Raw genomic sequence first — 18071 nt, forward strand, 5'->3', positions numbered from 1 at the left:
GCCGGGAGTCGGTCGGCCTCAGCCGGACCAGACACCGGTCGCGGCGGCGGCACGGGCGAAGTCGCGGAAGTCCCGGGCCTCCCGACCGAGCGCCCGCCGGACCCCGTCGGCCGGGTGCGCGTTGCGCCCGTCCAGCACCTCCACGAAGAGGTACGTCAGCAGTGCCGCCACGTCCGCCGGCAACCTCTGCTCCGCCAGCGTGGCGGCGTACCGCTCGACCGGGATCGTCCGGAACCGGATGTCCCGGCCGGCCGCCTCGGCGATCTCGGCAACCGCCTCGGCGAAGGTCAGCAGCCGGGGACCGGTCAGCTCGTAGAGCTGGCCGACGTGTCCGTCCTCGGTCAGCGCCACCTCGGCCACCTCTGCGATGTCGTCGACGTCGACGAAGGGCTCACCGACGTCACCGACCGGCAGGGCCAGTTCGCCGTCCAGCAGTGGCGCCAGCAGTTGGCCCTCGCTGAAGTTCTGGTCGAACCAGCTCGCCCGCAGGATCGTCCACTCCGCGCCGGAGTCCTGCACCATCTTCTCGGCCCGCTGCGCCTCCTCCTCGCCCCGGCCGGAGAGCAGGACCAGCCGGCGTACGCCGCCGCGTACGGCGAGTTCGGCGAAGGAGCGTACGGTCTCGGCGGCTCCCGGCACCGCCACGTCCGGATAGAACGACAGGTATGCGCTGGTCACCCCGTGCAGCGCGCCGGCCCAGGTGGCCCGGTCCCACCAGTCGAACGGCGGCGCGCCGGAGCGGGATCCGACCCGGACCGGTACGTTCCGCGCGGCGAGTCGCTCCACCACCCGGCGCCCGGTCTTGCCGGTACCGCCGAGGACCAGGATCGGTGCTGTCGTCTGGGCTTCGTGTTCTGTCATGCCTACGAGTCAAGCCCGCTCGGCTGCGACTTCCCATAGTCCAGAATCGCAATCGCATGTTCCAGCGTCTAACCTGGCGGCATGGACGCGCTGACCGGCCTACTCGACGGGCCCCGGGCCCGGGGCGCCTTCCTGCTCCGCTCGGTGCTCGAACCGCCCTGGTCGCTACGGATCCAGGACGAGGCGCCGCTGACGCTGGTGGTGATGGTCCGGGGCAGCGCCGTCGTGCTGCCCGACGTCGGCGACGTCCGGTCGCTCGGGGTGGGGGACGTGGCGATCATCCGTGGCCCGGAGCCGTACACCGTCGCCGACGATCCGGGGACCGCACCGCAGGTGGTGATCCACCCGGGCCAGCGCTGTACGACGGTCCAGGGCGAGAGCCTGGCCCAGGCGATGGACCTGGGCGTCCGCACCTGGGGCAACCGCCCGGACGGCTCGACGGTGCTGCTCACCGGCACGTACCAGTTGGACGGCGAGATCGGCCGGCGGCTGCTCACGGCCCTGCCGCCGCTGCTGGTGCTGCCCGAGCACGGGCGGCTCAGCCCGCTGCTGACGTTGATCGGCGACGAGATCGTCAAGGACGAGCCCGGGCAGGAGGCGATCCTCGACCGGCTCCTCGACCTGCTGCTGGTGGCGGTGCTCCGGACCTGGTTCGCCCGCCCCGAGGTCGAGGCGCCGGCCTGGTTCCGGGCGTACGGCGATCCGGTGGTGGGGCGGGCGCTGCGGATGCTGCACCACAACCCGTCGTACGCCTGGACGGTCGCGTCACTGGCCGCCGCGACCGGCGTCTCCCGGGCCGGCCTGTCCCGCAGGTTCACCGATCTGGTCGGCGAGCCGCCGATGACGTACCTGACCGGCTGGCGGCTGGCGCTCGCGGCCGACCTGCTACGCGAGCCGGACAGTACGGTCGCCTCGGTCGCCCGACAGGTCGGCTACGGCAGTCCGTTCGCGCTGAGCACCGCCTTCAAGCGGGAACGGGGCGTCAGCCCGCACCAGTACCGGATCGGCGCCCCGCGCGGATAGCGGCGGCGAGCCGGGGTGGCCGTCGGCGGTCGTCGGGTCGGCTACGGATAGCGGCGGCGAGCCGGGGCGGCCGTCAGCGGTCGTCGGGTCGGCTGCGGCTCGCGGCGGCGGGCCGGGGTGGCCGTCAGCGGTCGTCGAGTTGGCCGTCGAACGGGTCGTGGCCGAGCAGGTCGAGGAACGCCTCCCGCAGGTCGATCCGGATCGACTCGCCGGCCGCGGCATGCTCCCGGACGTGTTGGAACAGCGGCGTCAACCGGCGGATCTCGTCGGCGGAGACCACCGCCACCAGCGGGACGAGGCCGTCTCCCCGGTCGATCTCGACGCTGACGATGCCGGTGGCGGGGATCGCGGAGAACCGGAACGGGCCCAGTCGGTCCACGGTCACCGCCGGGGTACCGGTGCCGTGCCGTGCCGCCCGCAGCGCCGCGACCCGTTCGAGCTGGTACTGGGCCAACTCCCGCAACGTCGTCGACTTCTCCGGATCGTCCCTGATCGCCCGTAGTCGGCGCTCGACGTCGTCGAGGTCGGCCGAACCGTCGTCTTCCCGCGAGCCTCGCATCACCGAAGGCTATCGATCCAGCCTCCGTGCTTGTCGCACAGGCAGTGCGAAGGGATTCACAAGGGAAAAGGTTTGCCTATGGCACTCTCGCCCTTCCCGAGCCGACGGCACGCCGCTGGAGATCAGGGTTGGCGAGGGGCTCGGCACCGTACCCGTGGTCATCGGCCGACGCCGGGCTCACCGACCTGGTCGAGGCTCGCCACGATCCGTTCGCTGGTGATCGGCAGGTCGCGTACCCGGACCGACAGCGCGTCCGCGACGGCGTTGGCGATGGCGGCGGCCGTCGGGCCCTGTGCCGCCTCGCCGGCGCCGACCGAGGGCTCCGCCGGCCGCTCCACCAGGTGTACGTCCACCTGCGGCACCTCGCTGAACCGCAGGATCGGATAGCTCTCCCAGTCCGCGCTGGTGACCCGCCACCTGTCGAACCGGACCCGTTCCTTCAGGGTCCAACTCGCTGCCTGCACCGCGCCGCCCTCGATCTGGTTGCGTACCCCGTCGGGGTTCACCACCCGTCCCACGTCGACGACCAGCGTCAGCCGGCGCAGCCGTACCTCGTGCACCGCCTCCACCTCGGCCAGCACCGCGCAGTACGCCCCACGGTCCTTGTAGCGGGCGAAGCCGATGCCGTGGCCGACGTTCTCCTCGGTCCCGCGCCGCGCCCAGCCGCCCAGCTCGGCGGCGGTGCCAACCACCTCCCGGGCCCGGGGATCGGCGAGCTGCGCCAGCCGGTAGGCCACCGGGTCCGCCCCGGCGGCCAGCGCGAGTTCGTCCATGAAGGACTCGATCGCGAAGACGTTGGTGAACGCGCCGAGGGAGCGCAGCGAGGAGGAACGCAGTGCGGTCCGCAGCGCCCGGTGGCCGGTGATCCGCCGCTGCGGGAAGGTGTAGATCGGCCAGGCGTTGCGGGTCGTCCCGCCACCGCCCCAGGCCGGCGGATCGGCCGCCGGTGGCGTCGGGCCGGACCGGTCCCGGTGGGTGGCGGCGAGCAGCCCCGGGCTGCCGGCGTAACCGGGCCGGGCGGTGTGCCCCTGGCTCCACACGTCGTAGTCCCAGGTGAGCACCGCTCCGGTGGCGTCGACGCCGGCCTCGATCTCGGCCACCATCGCCGAGCCGAAGGGTGCCCAGGTCAGCTCGTCGCGGCGGCTCCACCGTACGTGCACCGGCCGGCCGGGGACGGCGCGGGCCAGCAGTACCGCGTCGAAGGCAGCGTCGTCCGCGCCGTTGTGCCCGTAGCTGCCGGCGCTCTCCACGTGCCGTACCCCGACCCGGTCCGCGTCGAGTTCCAGGACCGTCGCGATCGCCCGTTGCAGCCCGTGGATGCCCTGGCTGTGGCTCCACACGCTGACCGCCGACCCGTCCTCGGCCCACCGGGCGGCGCCGCAGCTCGGCGCCATCGACGCGTGCGCCAGGAACGGCCGGCTGTAGCTCGCCGACAACCGTCGGACCACCTGACCGACGACGTCGGCCCTCACGTCGCCCTCGACGGTCGACGGTGCCGTACCGCCCGGCGCAGCAGTGCCCGGCACGGCACCGCCCGACGAAGCACCGCCCGCACCGCCCGGCGCAGCACCGTTCGGCGATGCACCGCCCGGCGCGACACCGTTCGGCCCCGGCCCCGGCCCCGGCCCCGGCCCCGGCCCCGGCCCCGGCCCCGGCCCCGGCCCCGGCCCCGGCCCCGGTGCCGGGGACGGGGACGGCCGGCCCGGCTCCGCGACCTCGACGGACTCGACCGGTCCCGCCCGGAGGAAGCCGGCGATGTCGTCCTCGTCCGGCAGAGTCGGCTCCTCGTGCCAGCGGGCGGCGGCGGCCAACGCCGAGGCGGCCCGTTCGGCGTTCTGCTCGCCCTCGGCGACGACGCCGAGGAAGTCGCCGTCCCGGACCACCGCCTGCACTCCGGGCAGCGCACGCGCTGCGGCGGTGTCGACCTCGACCAGGGTCGCCGCCGGAGACGGTGGCCGGACCACCCGTCCGGAGAGCTGTCCGGGCAGCGCGAGATCCTGGATGAAGCGGGGTCGGCCGGTGACCTTGTCGGGCAGGTCCAGCCGGGGCACGCTGGTGCCCGACCAGCGCGCCTCGTGCACCGGCCTGGGCCGGACCGTGCCGGTCACCGCCCGGTCGAGGTCGACCCGGTCGGCCAGTTCGCCGTACGACGTCTGCCGCGCACCGGACGCGTCGCCGATCACCCCGTCCCGGACGGTGACGGTACCCGGATCGAGGGCCAACGCCGCCACCGCCTCGGCGACGAACAGCGCCCGTACCTCGGCACACACCTGGCGGACCGCCGCCCCGGAGTCGCTGACGGACAGGCTGCCGGCGGTCAGCCCCTCGTCGGGCCCCTCGGTGGTGCTGGCCGCCGCCATCCGCACGGCGGCGAGGTCGACGTCGAGTTCGTCGGCGGCGAGCTGGGCGAGGGCGGTCAGGATGCCCTGGCCCAACTCCACCTTGCCGACCCGCACCGTGATGGTGTTGTCCCGGTGCACCGTGACCCAGCGGCCGAGCCGGGGGTTGGCGACCAGTCCTCGGGGCAGCGGCGGCGGAGCCGGTGCGACCTCCTGGTGGTGCACGCTCACCGTCCCGCCCCTGTTCCGGCCCCGCCCACGCCGGTCGCGGCGCCGTTCGTCCCGCTTCCGTCCATGCCGTCGGCGGTGCCGGTCGCGCCGCCGTGGTCACCGCGCGTCCCGTCCCCGGCCCTGCCCACGCCGGTCGCCGCACCGCCTCCGTCACCGCAGATGCCGGGCCCGGTGTCGGTGTCGGTGTCGGTGGATCGTCCGGCCCGGACCACCGCCCGGATCATCCGCCGCTGGGCGCCGCACCGACAGAGGTGCCGGTCGAGCGCGGCGGCGACCGTCGACTCGTCCGGTCGTGGCTGCTCGGCCAGCAACGCGGCGGCACTGACCAGGATTCCGGAGACGCAGTAGCCGCACTGCGCCGCCTGCTCGTCGAGGAAGGCCCGCTGGACCGGATGCGGCTCGTCGCCGTCGGCGAGCCCCTCGACGGTGGTCACCGTCCGACCCGCGACCGACCACATCGGAACGTCACAGGAGGGCGCGGGCCGGCCGTCCAGCAGGACGAAGCAGGCGCCGCAGAGGCCGAGGCCGCAGCCGAACCGGGAACCCCTGAGGTCGAGCACCTCCCGGAGTACGTGCAGCAGCGTGCTGTCGCCGTCGGCGTCGACCTGCCGCCGCTCGCCGTTGACGGTCAACTCGAATGTCTGTTCCATGTTTGGTTTCCCGGCATCCCAGGCGCCCCGGCCACGCACTCGGGGTCGAAGATCCACAATCGGCTGCCACAGCCTCGCCTACGCCGGACCCGGCGTCAACTCGGCGAGGTGGGCGTACCGCCGGGCGCCCGTCCTCTGGTCGCGGTGGCGTACCGGCGACCAGTCTCGGCAGCCTGCGCGGTGCAGGTGCGCCCCGGGCGAGGCATGGACCGGCCGTTCCGCTCGCCCACCACGACTTCGTCCTCCAGGCCGAACCTCCGGCGACCCGATGGCCCGCACCGAATCGTCGTCAACCCGAGGCGCCGGTCCCGTCGGTCGGGCCACCCGCTCCCGCACCCGGCCCGGCGGTCGCGGTGGCCCGGGCGAACCGTTCACTCCACTCCTGGAGCTGGTCGACGAGTTCGGGCGGGGAGAGCACCTCGAACTCCGCGCCGAGCGAACCGAGCGCCATCACCGGCCAGTCCAGCGTGTCGGTCGTCATCACGATCCGGCAGCTCCGCTCATCGACGTACTCGACGGTGGCCCAGCGGGCCAGCCGCTGTTCGACGACGGCCGGCGGCGCCTGGACCAGGACGTCCACCCGGTACGGCATGGCCAGGTTCTCGATCCCGTCCCGGACGAACGTGGCGGCGTCCTCGGCCGGCAGTTGCCGGGGATGGAACCGCGCTCCGGTGCCCTGCGGATCGTGCAGGCGGTCGAGCCGGAAGCTGCGCCAGTCGTGCCGGGTCAGGTCGTAGCCGACCAGATACCACCGCCGGCCGAGCGAGACCAGCCGGTACGGCTCGACGTGCCGCTCGGTGCGCTGCGTGTCCCGGGCGGTGTAGCCGAACCGCAGGCGTTCGGCGTCCCGGCAGGCCTGCGCGACGGTGGTGAGTACGGCGGCTTCCACGGTCGGCCCGCCGCCGTCGCCCCAGAACGCCGGTACGGTCATCGCGCGCAGCGCGTCGACCCGGCGCCGCAGCCGGGCCGGCATCACCTGGACGACCTTGGTGAACGCGCGGATCGACGACTCCTGGATGCCGGCGACCGCACCGTGCGCCGCCGCCTGTAGTCCGACGGCGAGCGCGACCGCCTCCTCGTCGTCGACCACCAGTGGTGGCAGGGCGGCGCCGGGGGCGAGCTGGTAGCCGCCGTCGACGCCCCGGTGCGCGTCGACCGGGTAGCCCAGCTCGCGCAGCCGGTCGACGTCGCGGCGGAGGGTGCGTACCGAGACGCCGAGCCGGTCGGCCAGTTCGGTGCCGGGCCAGTAGCGATGGGTCTGCAGGAGGGAGAGCAGGCGGAGGGTCCGGGAGCTGGTGTTCGCCATGCCGGCAAGTGTGCCCGACATTCAGGCCAGAAAGTGGCCGCTATGCCGCCTAGCGTTTCCGGCATGACACGAACGACCCGCCGACCCTGGCCACCCGACGCTTCCGGCGGCACGCGACGCGCTGCCGGCGCAGCTCGCCGGCTCCGGACTCGACCGACCCGCCGACCCAGCCGACCGGGGAGCCACCGATGATCGACGCCCGCTCGCTCACCCGGGACTTCGTGGTGAGCCGCAGCCAGACCGTGCACGCCGTCCGGGGCATCAGCCTGCGGATCGAGCCCGGCGAACTGGTCGCGCTGCTCGGCCCGAACGGCGCCGGCAAGACGACCACGATGCGGATGCTCACCACGCTGATCGCGCCGACCTCCGGCACCGCCACCGTCGCCGGCCACGACGTCGTACGCGCACCCGGCCAGGTGCGCCGGCACATCGGGTACGTCGGCCAGGGCAACGGGGCCGGGCACACCCAGCGGGTCCGGGACGAACTGCGTACCCAGGGGGCGATCTACGGCCTGGACCGGCGCGCCGCCCGGCGGCGGGCCGACGACCTGCTGGACTCCCTCGACCTCACCGACCTCGCCGGCCGGAAGGTCTCGGCGCTCTCCGGCGGCCAGCGTCGCCGGCTCGACGTGGCGATGGGCCTGGTGCACGCGCCGCCGCTGCTCTTCCTCGACGAGCCCTCGACCGGGCTCGACCCGCAGAACCGGGCCAACCTGTGGGACCACATCCTGCGGATGCGCGCCGAGGCGGCGATGACGGTGGTGCTCACCACGCACTACCTGGACGAGGCGGACTCGATGGCCGAGCGGGTGGTGATCGTCGACCACGGCGAGATCATCGCCGACGACTCGGCGGCGGCGCTGAAGGCGAAACTCGCCGGGGACCGGATCGTGGTCACCGCCGCCGGGGACGACGCCCGACCGCTGGCCCGGCTGGTCGACCGGCTGCCCGGCGCCCGCGACGTGTCGTGCGACGGCTCCCGGGTCGAGGCACACGTCGCGGACGGGCCGGCGGCGCTGCCGGAGCTGCTCCGGGCGGCGGTCGAGGCCGGGGTACGGGTCGGCACCGCCCAGGCCCATCAGCCCACCCTCGACGACGTGTTCCTCACCCTCACCGGCCGCAGCCTGCGCGAGGCCGAGCAGGAGACCCCGGTACCGCAGGACCCGCAGACCCGGAAGGACGTTCCGTGACCACCATCAGCGCCACCGCGCCGTCGCCGACCCCCGCACCGCAGGGCACCCGGAGCGGCCCGCTCGGTCTGCTCCGGGACACCGGCATCGTGCTGACCCGCGAACTGCGCCCGTTGCTGCACGACCCGTTCTCGGTGATCTTCGGAATGATCCAGCCGCTGGTCTTCCTCGGGTTGTTCGGGCCGCTGCTGGTCGGCTCGCTCGGCGGCCAGGCCGGTACGACGCTGGGCGACGGCGGCGTGTGGCAGTGGTTCGTGCCGGCGATCCTGGTGATGACCGCCCTGTTCGGCACCTCGACCACCGGGGCGAACCTGCTCTTCGAGTTCCAGACCGGTGCACACGAGCGGATGCTGGTCGCCCCGCTGTCCCGCCCGTCGCTGCTGGTCGGCCGCGCACTGAAGGAGATGGTGCCGCTGGCCGGACAGGCGGTGATCATCGTACTGGTGATGATCCCGTTCGGCTTCCGGCTGTACCCGGTCGGCGCGCTGGTCGGATTGGCGTTGCTGGCGGTCTTCGGCGTCGGGCTGGGCGCGCTGAGCTACGCGCTGGCGATCGCCGTACGCAAGCAGGACTGGATGTTCTGGGTCGTGCAGCAGACCCTGATCTTCCCGCTGATGCTGCTCTCCGGGATGCTGCTGCCGCTGGATACCGGCCCGGGCTGGATGCGGGTGGCGGCGCACTTCAACCCGCTGGCCTATCTCGTCGACGCCGAGCGCGCACTGTTCGCCGGTGACCTCGGCTCCACCACCGTGCTCTGGGGCTGGGTCGCGGCCCTGGTCACCGCCGCCGTCGGGCTGACCGTCGGCGTACGCGCGATGGCCCGCAGCGCCGACTGACCGTCGACGGGCCACCGGGGCGGGCGGCACTGACCCGCCCGTCCCGGTGGCCGCCGGTCCGCCGTGGATCCACCCGTGGCCTCCGGTCCGGCGTGGGTCCGCCCGCACACCGGACGGTCGCGCGGGTCGGCACGGGCGGAAATCGGGACGACGAGCCGTCTCCCACGACCCTGACCAGCCGCGCGGGAAAATGTCGCCGCGCCCGTCTATCTTCTCGGGGCATCGAACGAGAAGGGCGGGGGTCGTGGGAACGATCGAGGTCGGTTGGGAGCGGCGTAGCGCCGCCCGGGTGCTGCCGGCGGTGCAGCCCCGCAAGCTGGCGAAGGTACCCTTCGTCGAGCTTGCCGACGGGCGGTTGCAGGGCGTCGTGTCGAGCGGGTCGGACATCGAGCGGGTCTACGTCTCGTCGGTCGTCGCCGGCAGCCACGCCTTCAACTGCAGCACCAACAACAACCGCCCCTGCGGCGGCCTGCGTGGCGCCCCCTGCAAACACCTGCACGCCCTGGTGGACGAGGCCATCTTGCAGTACGGCGTCGAGCGGGTCGCCCGCTATCTGCGAATCGACGTGTCCGACGGGGCGTCGTCCGGCTCCGACCTACTGGTCCGGCTGAACGGCAGTCACGAACCGACGCCGGCAGCGGTGGTCTTCAGCCGCTTCCTGCGGCACCTGGCGTACCTCGAGGTGCCGGGCAGCACCGAGCCGCTGCCCGAACTGCACTGGTTTCCGGCGACGGGGGCGGTCGACTGATGCTCGCTACCCAACTGGCCGGCCTGACGGCTCCGGACCCCGCCGTCGATCCCGGCATCGAGGAGGCGCTCGACCTGGTCGGCGGCTTCGACGACGCTTTCACCCACGGCTTCGCCCGACTGGGCGAGCAACCCCGGGCGGCACTGGCCGCGCTGGCCGGAGCCGTCGCGGTGACCCCGCTCGGTGAGCGGGTGCGGGAGGGTGTGGAGAAGATCGTCGCGGGGTCGCTCGCCGACGAGCACCTGACGGCGCTGGCCGGCGGGCGGGCGGCGCTGCTCGGTGCCGTACACGACGCACTGCTGGCCCGGCTCGACGGCGTGCTCGGCCGGTCGCGGGCGAGTTGGGCGGTGGCCGGGCCGGCCGACCCGGCAACGCCGCCGGACAACGTCCTCGCCGGATGCCGGTCCTGGCTGCGTGAGCTGGCCATCGCCGGCTGGCGTGGCGTCGACCACGACCTGGTCGCCGCCTCGGCGCAGACCCTCGACGCGGTGCTGGCGGCACCGTCGTCGCGCCGGCTGGCGGTGCTGCTCGACGGGCTGGCCGCCGAGCTGCGCGCCTGCTGCCCGGTGGCGACGATGGACCGGCTGCCGACCCGGCGGTGGGCCGACCTGTGGTCGCGCGCACTGCTGCTGGCCCAGCCCGGCGGCTGGCCGGTCGCCACCGCCACCGCCACCGCGGTCTCCGGGCGGCTGCTGCCACTCGGCGCCGACGTGCACGAGCACGGCACCGCGATCCAGATACAGGTGCACGCCGTGCTCGAACCGGCCGGTGACGCCGCACCCCGACTGGTCCGGACCAGCGTCTCCGCCGCCAAGGTGGAGACCATCACCGGCCCGGCGGTCTGGCGCCTGCTCGCCGACCATCCGGTGCTGCTCGGCGCGCTTGCCAAACGGCACGCCGTCGAGATCACCGACCTGCCGCTGCTGCCAAGCGGCGACCTGCTGTGGCGCGACGACCAGGCCCGGCCGGACGCGCCGGCCGACCCCTTCGCGACCGCCCGGCTCCGGCTGCCCGAGGCGGTCGCTCCGGCGGTGCCGCCGCTGGACCGCCATCCGGTACGCCTCGCCGAGCCGGTCCTGTTGGAGGACTATTCGACCACCGTCGACGACAGTGGCGGGATCACCCTGGAACTCGGCGGAAACTCCCTTCCGGTCGACGTGTCCCGGCTGCCGACCTGCGCGCCGCTGACCCCGGAGTCGGTGGCCCGCTCGTCGGCGTGCCTGGGCCTGCTCCGCTGGGACGCCGGTCGCTGGCGGCTGCAACCGCTCGCCGTGCAGTACACGGTGAAACGTGCGACGGCGGAGGCGCACACCGGAGACTGGGCACTCGGTCCCACCGACCCCAAGGTGGTCAAGGCCGAGGCGAAGGCCGGCGACGCGGTGGCCGTACTCCGCGAGCGGGCGGGACGGTTGCTGCGCCGATGAACGAGCGAAGTGGACAGTCCGACGGCACCGTACGCGCCCCGGAGAACCGGAGGCAGGTGCTCTACTGGCGGCTGCTGGCGCGGCTGTTCGACGCGGACGAGCAGCCGGCGCTGGAGTCGGCCAGCGTGGCGATCGTCGACGACCTCGGCCTGCCGGCGGCGCTGCTGGACCCGACGGTCTCGGTGGACACCATCGTGCAGCGCTTCCCGGAGCTGGCCGCCGATCTGCGGAACCTGATGGCACCGCCAGCCGCCGACACCGACACCGACGACGCCGACACGATCGACGCCATCGACGCCGAGACCGGCGATGCCGACACCGTCGACGTCAACGTCGACACCGGTACTGGTTCCGTCGATGCCCCTGATGCTGTCGACGGTGGCGGTGGCGGTGGCGGTGGCGGTGGCGGTGGCGGTGGCGGTGACGGCGATGGTGACGGTGACGCCGGTTCGGCCGACGCCGAGCTGGACGAGCGGGTCGGCACCGCCGAGGTGCGCCGGGCCGCTCTGGTGTCGAAACTGCTGCTCAACATCTTCGCGACCGGCTCCGGCAACGTCACCGCCACGCAGTTGGCCCGATGGCAGTCCGATGCCGGCTGGTTCGAGCAGGGGCTCGGACTGGCGCCCGGACAACTGCGCAGCGGCCGGCCCGGTGCCGGCGGCGGGTCCGGTGTGGGCAACCAGCCCGGCAACGGTGAGCTGGCCGGCGTACTCGCCGGGATCGAGGGCGACCTGGTGCGTCGGATGCAACTGCGCGAGGTGCTCGGCAACAACGCCCTGGCCAGCAAGTTGACCCCGAGCATGTCGCTCATCGAACAACTGTTGCGGGACAAGCACAACCTGTCGGGCGTGGCACTGGCCAACGCCAAGGCGCTGATCCGGCGGTTCGTCGACGAGGTCGCCGAGGTGCTGCGTACCCAGGTGGAGAAGGCCAGTGTGGGCACCATCGACCGGTCGGTGCCGCCGAAGCGGGTGTTCCGCAACCTCGACCTGGAACGGACCATCTGGAAGAACCTGACCAACTGGAGCCCGGAGGACCAGCGGCTCTACGTCGACCGGCTCTACTACCGGCAGACCGCCCGGCGTACCACCCCGGCCCGGTTGGTGGTGGTGGTCGACCAGTCCGGGTCGATGGTCGACGCGATGGTGAACTGCACCATCCTGGCCTCGATCTTCGCCGGGCTGCCGAAGGTCGACGTGCACCTGGTGGCGTACGACACCAGGGCGCTGGACCTGACGCCGTGGGTGCACGACCCGTTCGAGGTGCTGCTGCGGACGAAGTTGGGTGGCGGTACGGACGGCACGGCCGCGCTCACCCTGGTCCGCCCGAAGATCGCCGAGCCGCGCAACACCGTGGTCGTCTGGATTTCCGACTACTACGAGTCGGATCCGCAGGGCGTCTTCGACGGGCTGGCGGCGATGCACCGCAGCGGCGCCCGGGTGATCCCGGTCGGCTCCGTCAACAGCGGCGGCCAGCAGAGCGTCAACCCGTGGTTCCGGCAGCGTTTCAAGGATCTCGGTACGCCGGTCCTCTCCGGCCACATCCGCAAGCTCGTCTTCGAACTCAAGAACTTCCTCAGCTAGGAGACCCACCGAATGACCGACATGTTGCGTGCCCCCGCCGAGGTGAAGTACGCCGAGGAACTCGACTGGCTGGAGTCGGTCGACGACGGCCCGAAGCCGTTCTCCTGGCGGCTCAGCCCCCGGATGGTCCGGCTGTTCGTGCTCGGCTCCGAGCGGGCCGACGGGTTGGACCGGGAGATCTCGCAGAAGTGGTTCGGCGACCGGAGTTTCGTCGAGCGCAGCATCGTGACCCTGGCGTCGGACCGGGGCCTGCTGCTGATCGGTGACCCCGGCACCGGCAAGAGCTGGCTCGCCGAGCTGCTCGCCGCCGCGATCTGCCGTAACTCGACGCTCGTGGTGCAGGGCACCGCCGGCACCACCGAGGACCACATTAAGTACTCGTGGAACGTCTCGATGGTGATCGCCCGGGGCCAGTCCCGGGAGTCGATGATCCCCTCGCCGATCATGACGGCGATGGAGCAGGGCGTGGTCGGGCGGTTCGAGGAGCTGACCCGGTCGACCAGCGACGTGCAGGACGCGTTGATCTCCATCCTCTCCGAGAAGTACGTCTCCATCCCCGAACTCGACGACGACAACATCGTCTTCGCCCAACCCGGATTCTCGATCATCGCCACCGCCAACAGTCGGGACCGGGGCGTGAACGACCTCTCCTCGGCGCTCAAGCGCCGGTTCAACTTCGTCCGCATCCCGGTGGTGACCAACAAGCGCAGCGAGGCGGAGATCGTCCGGTTCCGCACCAGCGAACTGCTGCGCCGGCACCGGATCGAGCTGGACGTACCGCCGACGCTGCTGGACATCCTGTTGCAGAGCTTCGCGGACCTGCGGGCGGCGGCTGCCGCGGCCGGCAGCGACGACGAGAAGCTGGAGTCGGCGCTCTCCACCGCCGAACAGATCGGTGTACTGGAGGACGCGATCCTGCACAGCCACTTCTTCGGCGACCGTACGCTGCGGGCCGGAACGCTGGCCGGGTCGCTGGTCGGCTCGCTGGCCCGGCGTGCGCCGGAGGACCTGGCGATCCTCAACAAGTACTGGCACGGCGTGGTCGAGCCGCGCAGCAAGTCCGACGGCGGATCGTGGCCGGAGTTCCTCGAAGGCGGTCGTGAGGCGATCGCCACGCTCTCATGAGTGGCTCGGCAGGCACGTTCGCCCCGCTGCGGGCGCAACTGGAGGCGGCGGCGACGGCGTTCGCCGGTGGTCCGGACGCGCTGGCCGACATCCTCACCGGCATCGTCGACGACGTCGACCGGGCGCTGGGGGAGGAGCTGGAGATCTTCCCGGTCTGCCATCACTCGCCCGCCTCCGCGCTGGCGATGGCCCGCCGGTTGCGCGAGAAGCAGCCAACCGTCATCTACCTGGAACTCTGCGAGGACCTCCGGCCGCTGCTGGAGGAACTGCGCAACTGCCGGCTGCCGGTCGCCCTCCAGGCGTTCGCCTCCGACCTCGACGGCTTCCCGCCGGCCTGGGCACCGCTGAACATCGTCGCACCGATCAGCGAGGCGTCGGCCGAATACCAGGCCATCGCGTACGCGCTGGAGACCCCGGGCGTCGAGTTGGTCCTGGTGGACCGCTCGGCGGACCACGTCTTCCAGTGGCTACCGGCCGAGTCGTCCGATCCGGCCGCCGATGCCGGGCCGGAGTCGAGCGACACCGAGGACGACGACGCCGTACCCGACGACACCGGTGGGCAGCCGCCGGAGGAGTCGGCGCTGCACGGCGAGGCGGTCGGGATCGGCATCGGCGACCTGCGACCACGGTTCGCCGAACTCCGCTCCCACCTGCTGCACCACGGCAAGGTGCGGCACTGGTCGGAGTGGTGGGACCAGTACGTCGAACAGCCGCTCGCCGACGCCGACTACGACACGTACCGGCAGGTCATGGTGTTGATCGGCAGCCTGTTCCGGCGCCTGCGCCCGCCCGCCGACGCGCACGACGACGACCGGGACGCCGACCGCGAGCGCTACATGTGGACCCGGATGCGGCAGCACATGGCCACCTCCGGCGTCGACCGTTCCCGCTGTCTGTACGTCTGCGGTGCCTTCCACGCGGCCAGCCCGGTGGCGGAGTTCGGCACCGCACCCGGCACACCCGACTGGGAGATCAGCCCGCCCACCGGCACCCGCTGGCTCTACGGGCTCATCCCGTCCAGCCAGTCGGCGATCGAGCGCCAGTTCGGCCTCGCGCCCGGTTCGGTGTCGATCGCCCAGGCGGGCTGGGCCAAGGCGGTCGGCCGGGGTGGCGTCACGCCGTACCGGTTGTCCGGGCAGCAGGAGGGCCGTAAGCGGGGCAGGTCGAAGAAGCAGGCACCGGTGCCGGCCGCACCGGCGCCGGTCACCGACCGGCTCTCCGGGTTCCTGTCCCGGCCGCCGGTGCTGGACGAGGTCGACGAGGCGGAACTGCTCGGCTGGTGCGTCGACATCGTGCGGCTGGCCCGGCGCAACGGCTACCTGGCCAGCACCGCCGACGCGATCGCGGTCTTCGAGACGTCGATCCTGCTGGCCGGCATCCGCAACCGGGCCCGACCGACGCCGTACGACTTCGCCGACGCGGCGGTCACCTGCATCGAGAAGGACGTGGTGCCCGGCCGCCGGGACGTACGTCGGCTCTGCGAGATCCTGCTCGGCGGTGACCGGATCGGCCAGGTGGGCTACGACGCGCTGCCGCCGCTGGCCCGGGACGTCTTCGACCGGCTCGCGCCGCTCGGGCTCGCCCTGGAGACCCGCACCATCCAGCGGGCCCTGCTGGACCTGACCGCCCGCCCGGAGCTGGTACCCTGCTCGGACCTGCTCTGGGTGCTGCACCGGCTGCTGCCGGACGGAATCGTACGGCCGATCATGGGGGAGCGGCGGCTCGGCGAGCGGTCCATCCAGGAGAGCTGGGACCTCGGCCTCGGCCGGCACCAACGCGCGGTGATCGAGCTGGGGTACGAGGGCATCACCGTCGAGCAGGTTTTGGAGAAGCGGCTCCGTCGCTCGGTCTGGGCACCGGACGCGACCGCCGCGATCGCGTTGGCGGCGGTGGAGGACGCGATCCTGTTCCTGCCCAGCCGGCGGTTCGTCGACGAACTCGGTACGCGGGCGGTCGAGCTGCTCGCCGCCGAGCGCACCGTGGACGACGCACCCGAGGTGCTGCGCCGGATCCGCCGGTTGCTGGCCCACTACCGCAACACCGAACCGGAGTTGCCGGCCTGGTGCGAGGCGTTCGTGACCACCGGGTACGCCCACTACTGCACCCTGCTGCCGACGGCGTTCGTGGAGGAGGAGACCGGCGTACGCCAGGTCGCCGCGATGCTCGGCTTCCTCTTCTCCATGGAGAGCCTCGCGTTGTCCCTCGGCTGCGACCGTGCCCAACTGGAGTTGGCGGTACGGCAGTCGCATCCGGAGGCTCCGGCGAAGGTGGCACTGCTCTGGGCCGCCCAGTCGCACCTGGGGCTGCTTCCGCTGGCACAGCTTCGGACCCGGTGTGCGGAGCTGTTGACGAATCCGCTCGTGGTCCCGGCGTTCCCGCACTATCTGAGCGGCTTCGTCCAGGCGCTGGAGGCGGTGCCGTCGCTGGCCCCGTTCGTCGTGGAGGTGATCTCGGAGGCGTTCGCCCGGCTGCCGGATCCGGTACTGCTGCCCTGGCTGCCCAAGCTGATCACGACACTGCGGGAAGGGGCGCCGGATCTCGTTCCGCTGCTGGTCAGGGAGGCGGGCCGGACCTTCCCGGCCGGTCTCGCCGCGCTCGACGCCTGGGTACCGCCGTGGTCGGCCGACGCGCCCGCGCCCGTCGCGGCGGTATCGGGCGACGGGGTGGCTGCCGCGTCGACCGGGCCGGTGGTCGGATTGCTGCGCGCCCATCCGGGCGCCTGCGACGCCGTGGCGGAACTGCTCGGCTGCGACGCCGGCTGGCGGCCGGATGAACCGCCTGCCGACGAGTCGCGGGCGAGCGAGGCGGCGTTGCTGCTCACCGCCCAACCGACGACCGCCTCCGCCGTCGCCGACCTGCTCGCCGGGGCGGCCGGCGCCCGTTGAACCGGCTGGCCCCGGCGTCCCTGGTCCGCGACGGCCGACGCCGGGGCCAGCCGAATCGTGACGCCCGTTCGCCGCCAGGCCGGGGCGGACGGTTCGACCGCCTCGCCTGCGTCCGGTGGTTCCACGTTCGGCCATGACGCCTGTGCGTGGCGGGCCGGCGGTCGACCACGATGCCGGTGCGTGGTGGAACCATGTTCGACCACAGTGCCGGTGCGTGGTGGATCCACGTTCGACCACGATGCCTGTCTGTGGTGGACCGGCGGTCGACCACGATGCGTGCATGTGACGGATCGGTTGTCGAGCGGTCGCGGCCGGCGTCATCCGGACGGTTCCGGAACGACACCGGTCGTGGTGGACCGGTTCGGGCATCGACGTGTCCGTGGCGGCAGCGCAGGATGGAACCGGCTCAGGCGTCGATGATCTCGACGAGGGTGCCGTCCGGTCCCATGCTGTAGCGGCGCAGAGTGTGGGTACGGCGGAACTGTTCGAGCAGAGCCTGCCGGGTGGCCTGTTCCGCGCCGGTCGGGTCGGCGGTGCGGAAGCCGTACACCGGGATGTCGTCCGGGTCGATCTGGTTGCGGCTGATCTCGCCCTCCAGCGCGAACCCGAACCAGGCGCGTAGCGCGGCCTCGCCGAGGTCGAGTGGTCGGATCGGCACCGACGTGGTCTCGCCGTCCGCGTCGTGGTGTCGCCAGTACGGTGCCTCGAACGGCAGCAGCGGGCCGACGTTCTCGACAACCGTTCCCGACCGCACGCCGAGTGCACGTCGGAGCTGACCGGCCTCCCACACGCCGATGGCGAGGGCGTCGCTGCCGGAGTGCATCGTGTGCAGCAGCACCCGTCGGCCGGCCGCCAGATCGAACAGGTGCGGGGCGAGCTGCGACGGACGTTCGACGGCGAACCGCTGGTCGCAGACCAGGTACACCCCGGCGAACGCGGCGACGTAGGTGTGGTCGTCCGACGGCCAGACCTCGTCGGCAAGGGTCGCGTCCGGAAGCTGCTCGGCGGGGCGGTCCGGATGAATCCGGTTGACCAACTGCCGGGCGACCTCGACTGTCAACCGCTCGGAGCGGCCGAGCTGCTGGCCCGCGTTCCCGTCGATGTACGCGAGGATCGCTGTCTTCGCCCCCATGACACCTCCAGGTCGAGACCCGTCACCGGCCAGGTCCACGGCACCCTACAACGGCGGTCGGACACCAGGCAGCAGGTCAGGATGCCCGCGCCTCGACCCCGGCGACCTCGACGCTGTCAAGATCGATGCCTGGCGAAACGGTCGGTGGCCACCGGCACCGTACGACCGCTCGCCCCTCC

Annotated in this window: 13 protein-coding genes and 2 pseudogenes; 9 read left to right on the forward strand and 6 right to left on the reverse strand. The window is 72.7% G+C overall.

What is annotated here, in order from left to right; genetic code table 11:
- Window positions 1–18: 18 nt before the first annotated feature.
- The gene (locus tag Pen02_RS17760) at window positions 19–861 is read right to left on the reverse strand and encodes a Rossmann-fold NAD(P)-binding domain-containing protein (protein ID WP_203867159.1); all 843 of its coding nucleotides are present in this window, start codon (window positions 859–861) and stop codon (window positions 19–21) included.
- An 81-nt stretch (window positions 862–942) separates the two neighbouring features.
- Here Pen02_RS17760 and Pen02_RS17765 point away from each other — a divergent pair, with 81 nt between their 5' ends.
- Window positions 943–1884: an AraC family transcriptional regulator gene (locus tag Pen02_RS17765; protein ID WP_203867160.1), complete on the forward strand. Its 942-nt coding sequence runs from the start codon at window positions 943–945 to the stop codon at window positions 1882–1884.
- A 124-nt stretch (window positions 1885–2008) separates the two neighbouring features.
- On the opposite strand, the gene Pen02_RS17770 is transcribed toward Pen02_RS17765, so the two are convergent.
- From Pen02_RS17770 to Pen02_RS17790, 4 genes are all read right to left on the reverse strand, one after another.
- Window positions 2009–2443 (reverse strand): hypothetical protein, encoded by a 435-nt coding sequence (locus Pen02_RS17770; protein WP_203867161.1) that lies wholly within the window; start codon window positions 2441–2443, stop codon window positions 2009–2011.
- 158 nt (window positions 2444–2601) lie between these two features.
- Window positions 2602–5013 carry a xanthine dehydrogenase family protein molybdopterin-binding subunit gene (locus tag Pen02_RS41850; protein WP_239140895.1) on the reverse strand — a complete coding sequence of 804 codons (2412 nt, stop codon included), beginning with the start codon at window positions 5011–5013 and terminating at the stop codon, window positions 2602–2604.
- Window positions 5010–5663, reverse strand: coding sequence for a (2Fe-2S)-binding protein (locus Pen02_RS17785; RefSeq protein ID WP_203867162.1), 654 nt, complete (start codon window positions 5661–5663; stop codon window positions 5010–5012). Before Pen02_RS17785 ends, Pen02_RS41850 begins: the two co-directional genes overlap by 4 nt.
- 289 nt (window positions 5664–5952) lie before the next feature.
- The gene (locus Pen02_RS17790; RefSeq protein ID WP_203867163.1) at window positions 5953–6969 is read right to left on the reverse strand and encodes a helix-turn-helix transcriptional regulator; all 1017 of its coding nucleotides are present in this window, start codon (window positions 6967–6969) and stop codon (window positions 5953–5955) included.
- 188 nt (window positions 6970–7157) lie between these two features.
- Between Pen02_RS17790 and Pen02_RS17795 the strand changes: the two genes are divergently transcribed.
- The 8 genes and pseudogenes from Pen02_RS17795 to Pen02_RS17825 all read left to right on the forward strand — a co-directional run bounded on the left by Pen02_RS17795 (window position 7158) and on the right by Pen02_RS17825 (window position 16760).
- Complete coding sequence (locus tag Pen02_RS17795) at window positions 7158–8159, forward strand: ATP-binding cassette domain-containing protein (RefSeq protein WP_203867164.1); 1002 nt, start codon at window positions 7158–7160, stop codon at window positions 8157–8159.
- Window positions 8156–8995, forward strand: coding sequence for an ABC transporter permease (locus Pen02_RS17800; RefSeq protein WP_239140897.1), 840 nt, complete (start codon window positions 8156–8158; stop codon window positions 8993–8995). Before Pen02_RS17795 ends, Pen02_RS17800 begins: the two co-directional genes overlap by 4 nt.
- Before the next feature lie 244 nt (window positions 8996–9239).
- Window positions 9240–9743, forward strand: coding sequence for a hypothetical protein (locus tag Pen02_RS17805; RefSeq protein WP_372445617.1), 504 nt, complete (start codon window positions 9240–9242; stop codon window positions 9741–9743).
- Window positions 9743–11167: a hypothetical protein gene (locus Pen02_RS17810; RefSeq protein WP_203867165.1), complete on the forward strand. Its 1425-nt coding sequence runs from the start codon at window positions 9743–9745 to the stop codon at window positions 11165–11167. The genes Pen02_RS17805 and Pen02_RS17810 overlap by 1 nt, the downstream gene beginning before the upstream one ends.
- A pseudogene (locus Pen02_RS42825) lies at window positions 11164–11404 on the forward strand (hypothetical protein); the annotation flags it as partial. The gene Pen02_RS17810 and the pseudogene Pen02_RS42825, both read left to right, overlap by 4 nt.
- Before the next feature lie 242 nt (window positions 11405–11646).
- A pseudogene (locus tag Pen02_RS17815) lies at window positions 11647–12750 on the forward strand (VWA domain-containing protein); the annotation flags it as partial.
- Window positions 12751–12762: 12 nt separating this feature from the next.
- Entirely contained in the window at window positions 12763–13875 is a 1113-nt protein-coding gene (locus Pen02_RS17820) for an ATP-binding protein (protein ID WP_203867167.1), read from the forward strand.
- Window positions 13872–16760, forward strand: coding sequence for a DUF5682 family protein (locus Pen02_RS17825; RefSeq protein WP_203867168.1), 2889 nt, complete (start codon window positions 13872–13874; stop codon window positions 16758–16760). The genes Pen02_RS17820 and Pen02_RS17825 overlap by 4 nt, the downstream gene beginning before the upstream one ends.
- 406 nt (window positions 16761–17166) lie before the next feature.
- Here the strand turns inward: Pen02_RS17825 and Pen02_RS17830 are convergent, their stop codons facing one another.
- Window positions 17167–17892, reverse strand: coding sequence for a DUF6928 family protein (locus Pen02_RS17830; RefSeq protein WP_203867169.1), 726 nt, complete (start codon window positions 17890–17892; stop codon window positions 17167–17169).
- Window positions 17893–18071: the final 179 nt, after the last annotated feature.

This window comes from Plantactinospora endophytica (assembly GCF_016862915.1).
GTDB classification, from domain to species: Bacteria; Actinomycetota; Actinomycetes; order Mycobacteriales; family Micromonosporaceae; genus Plantactinospora; species Plantactinospora endophytica.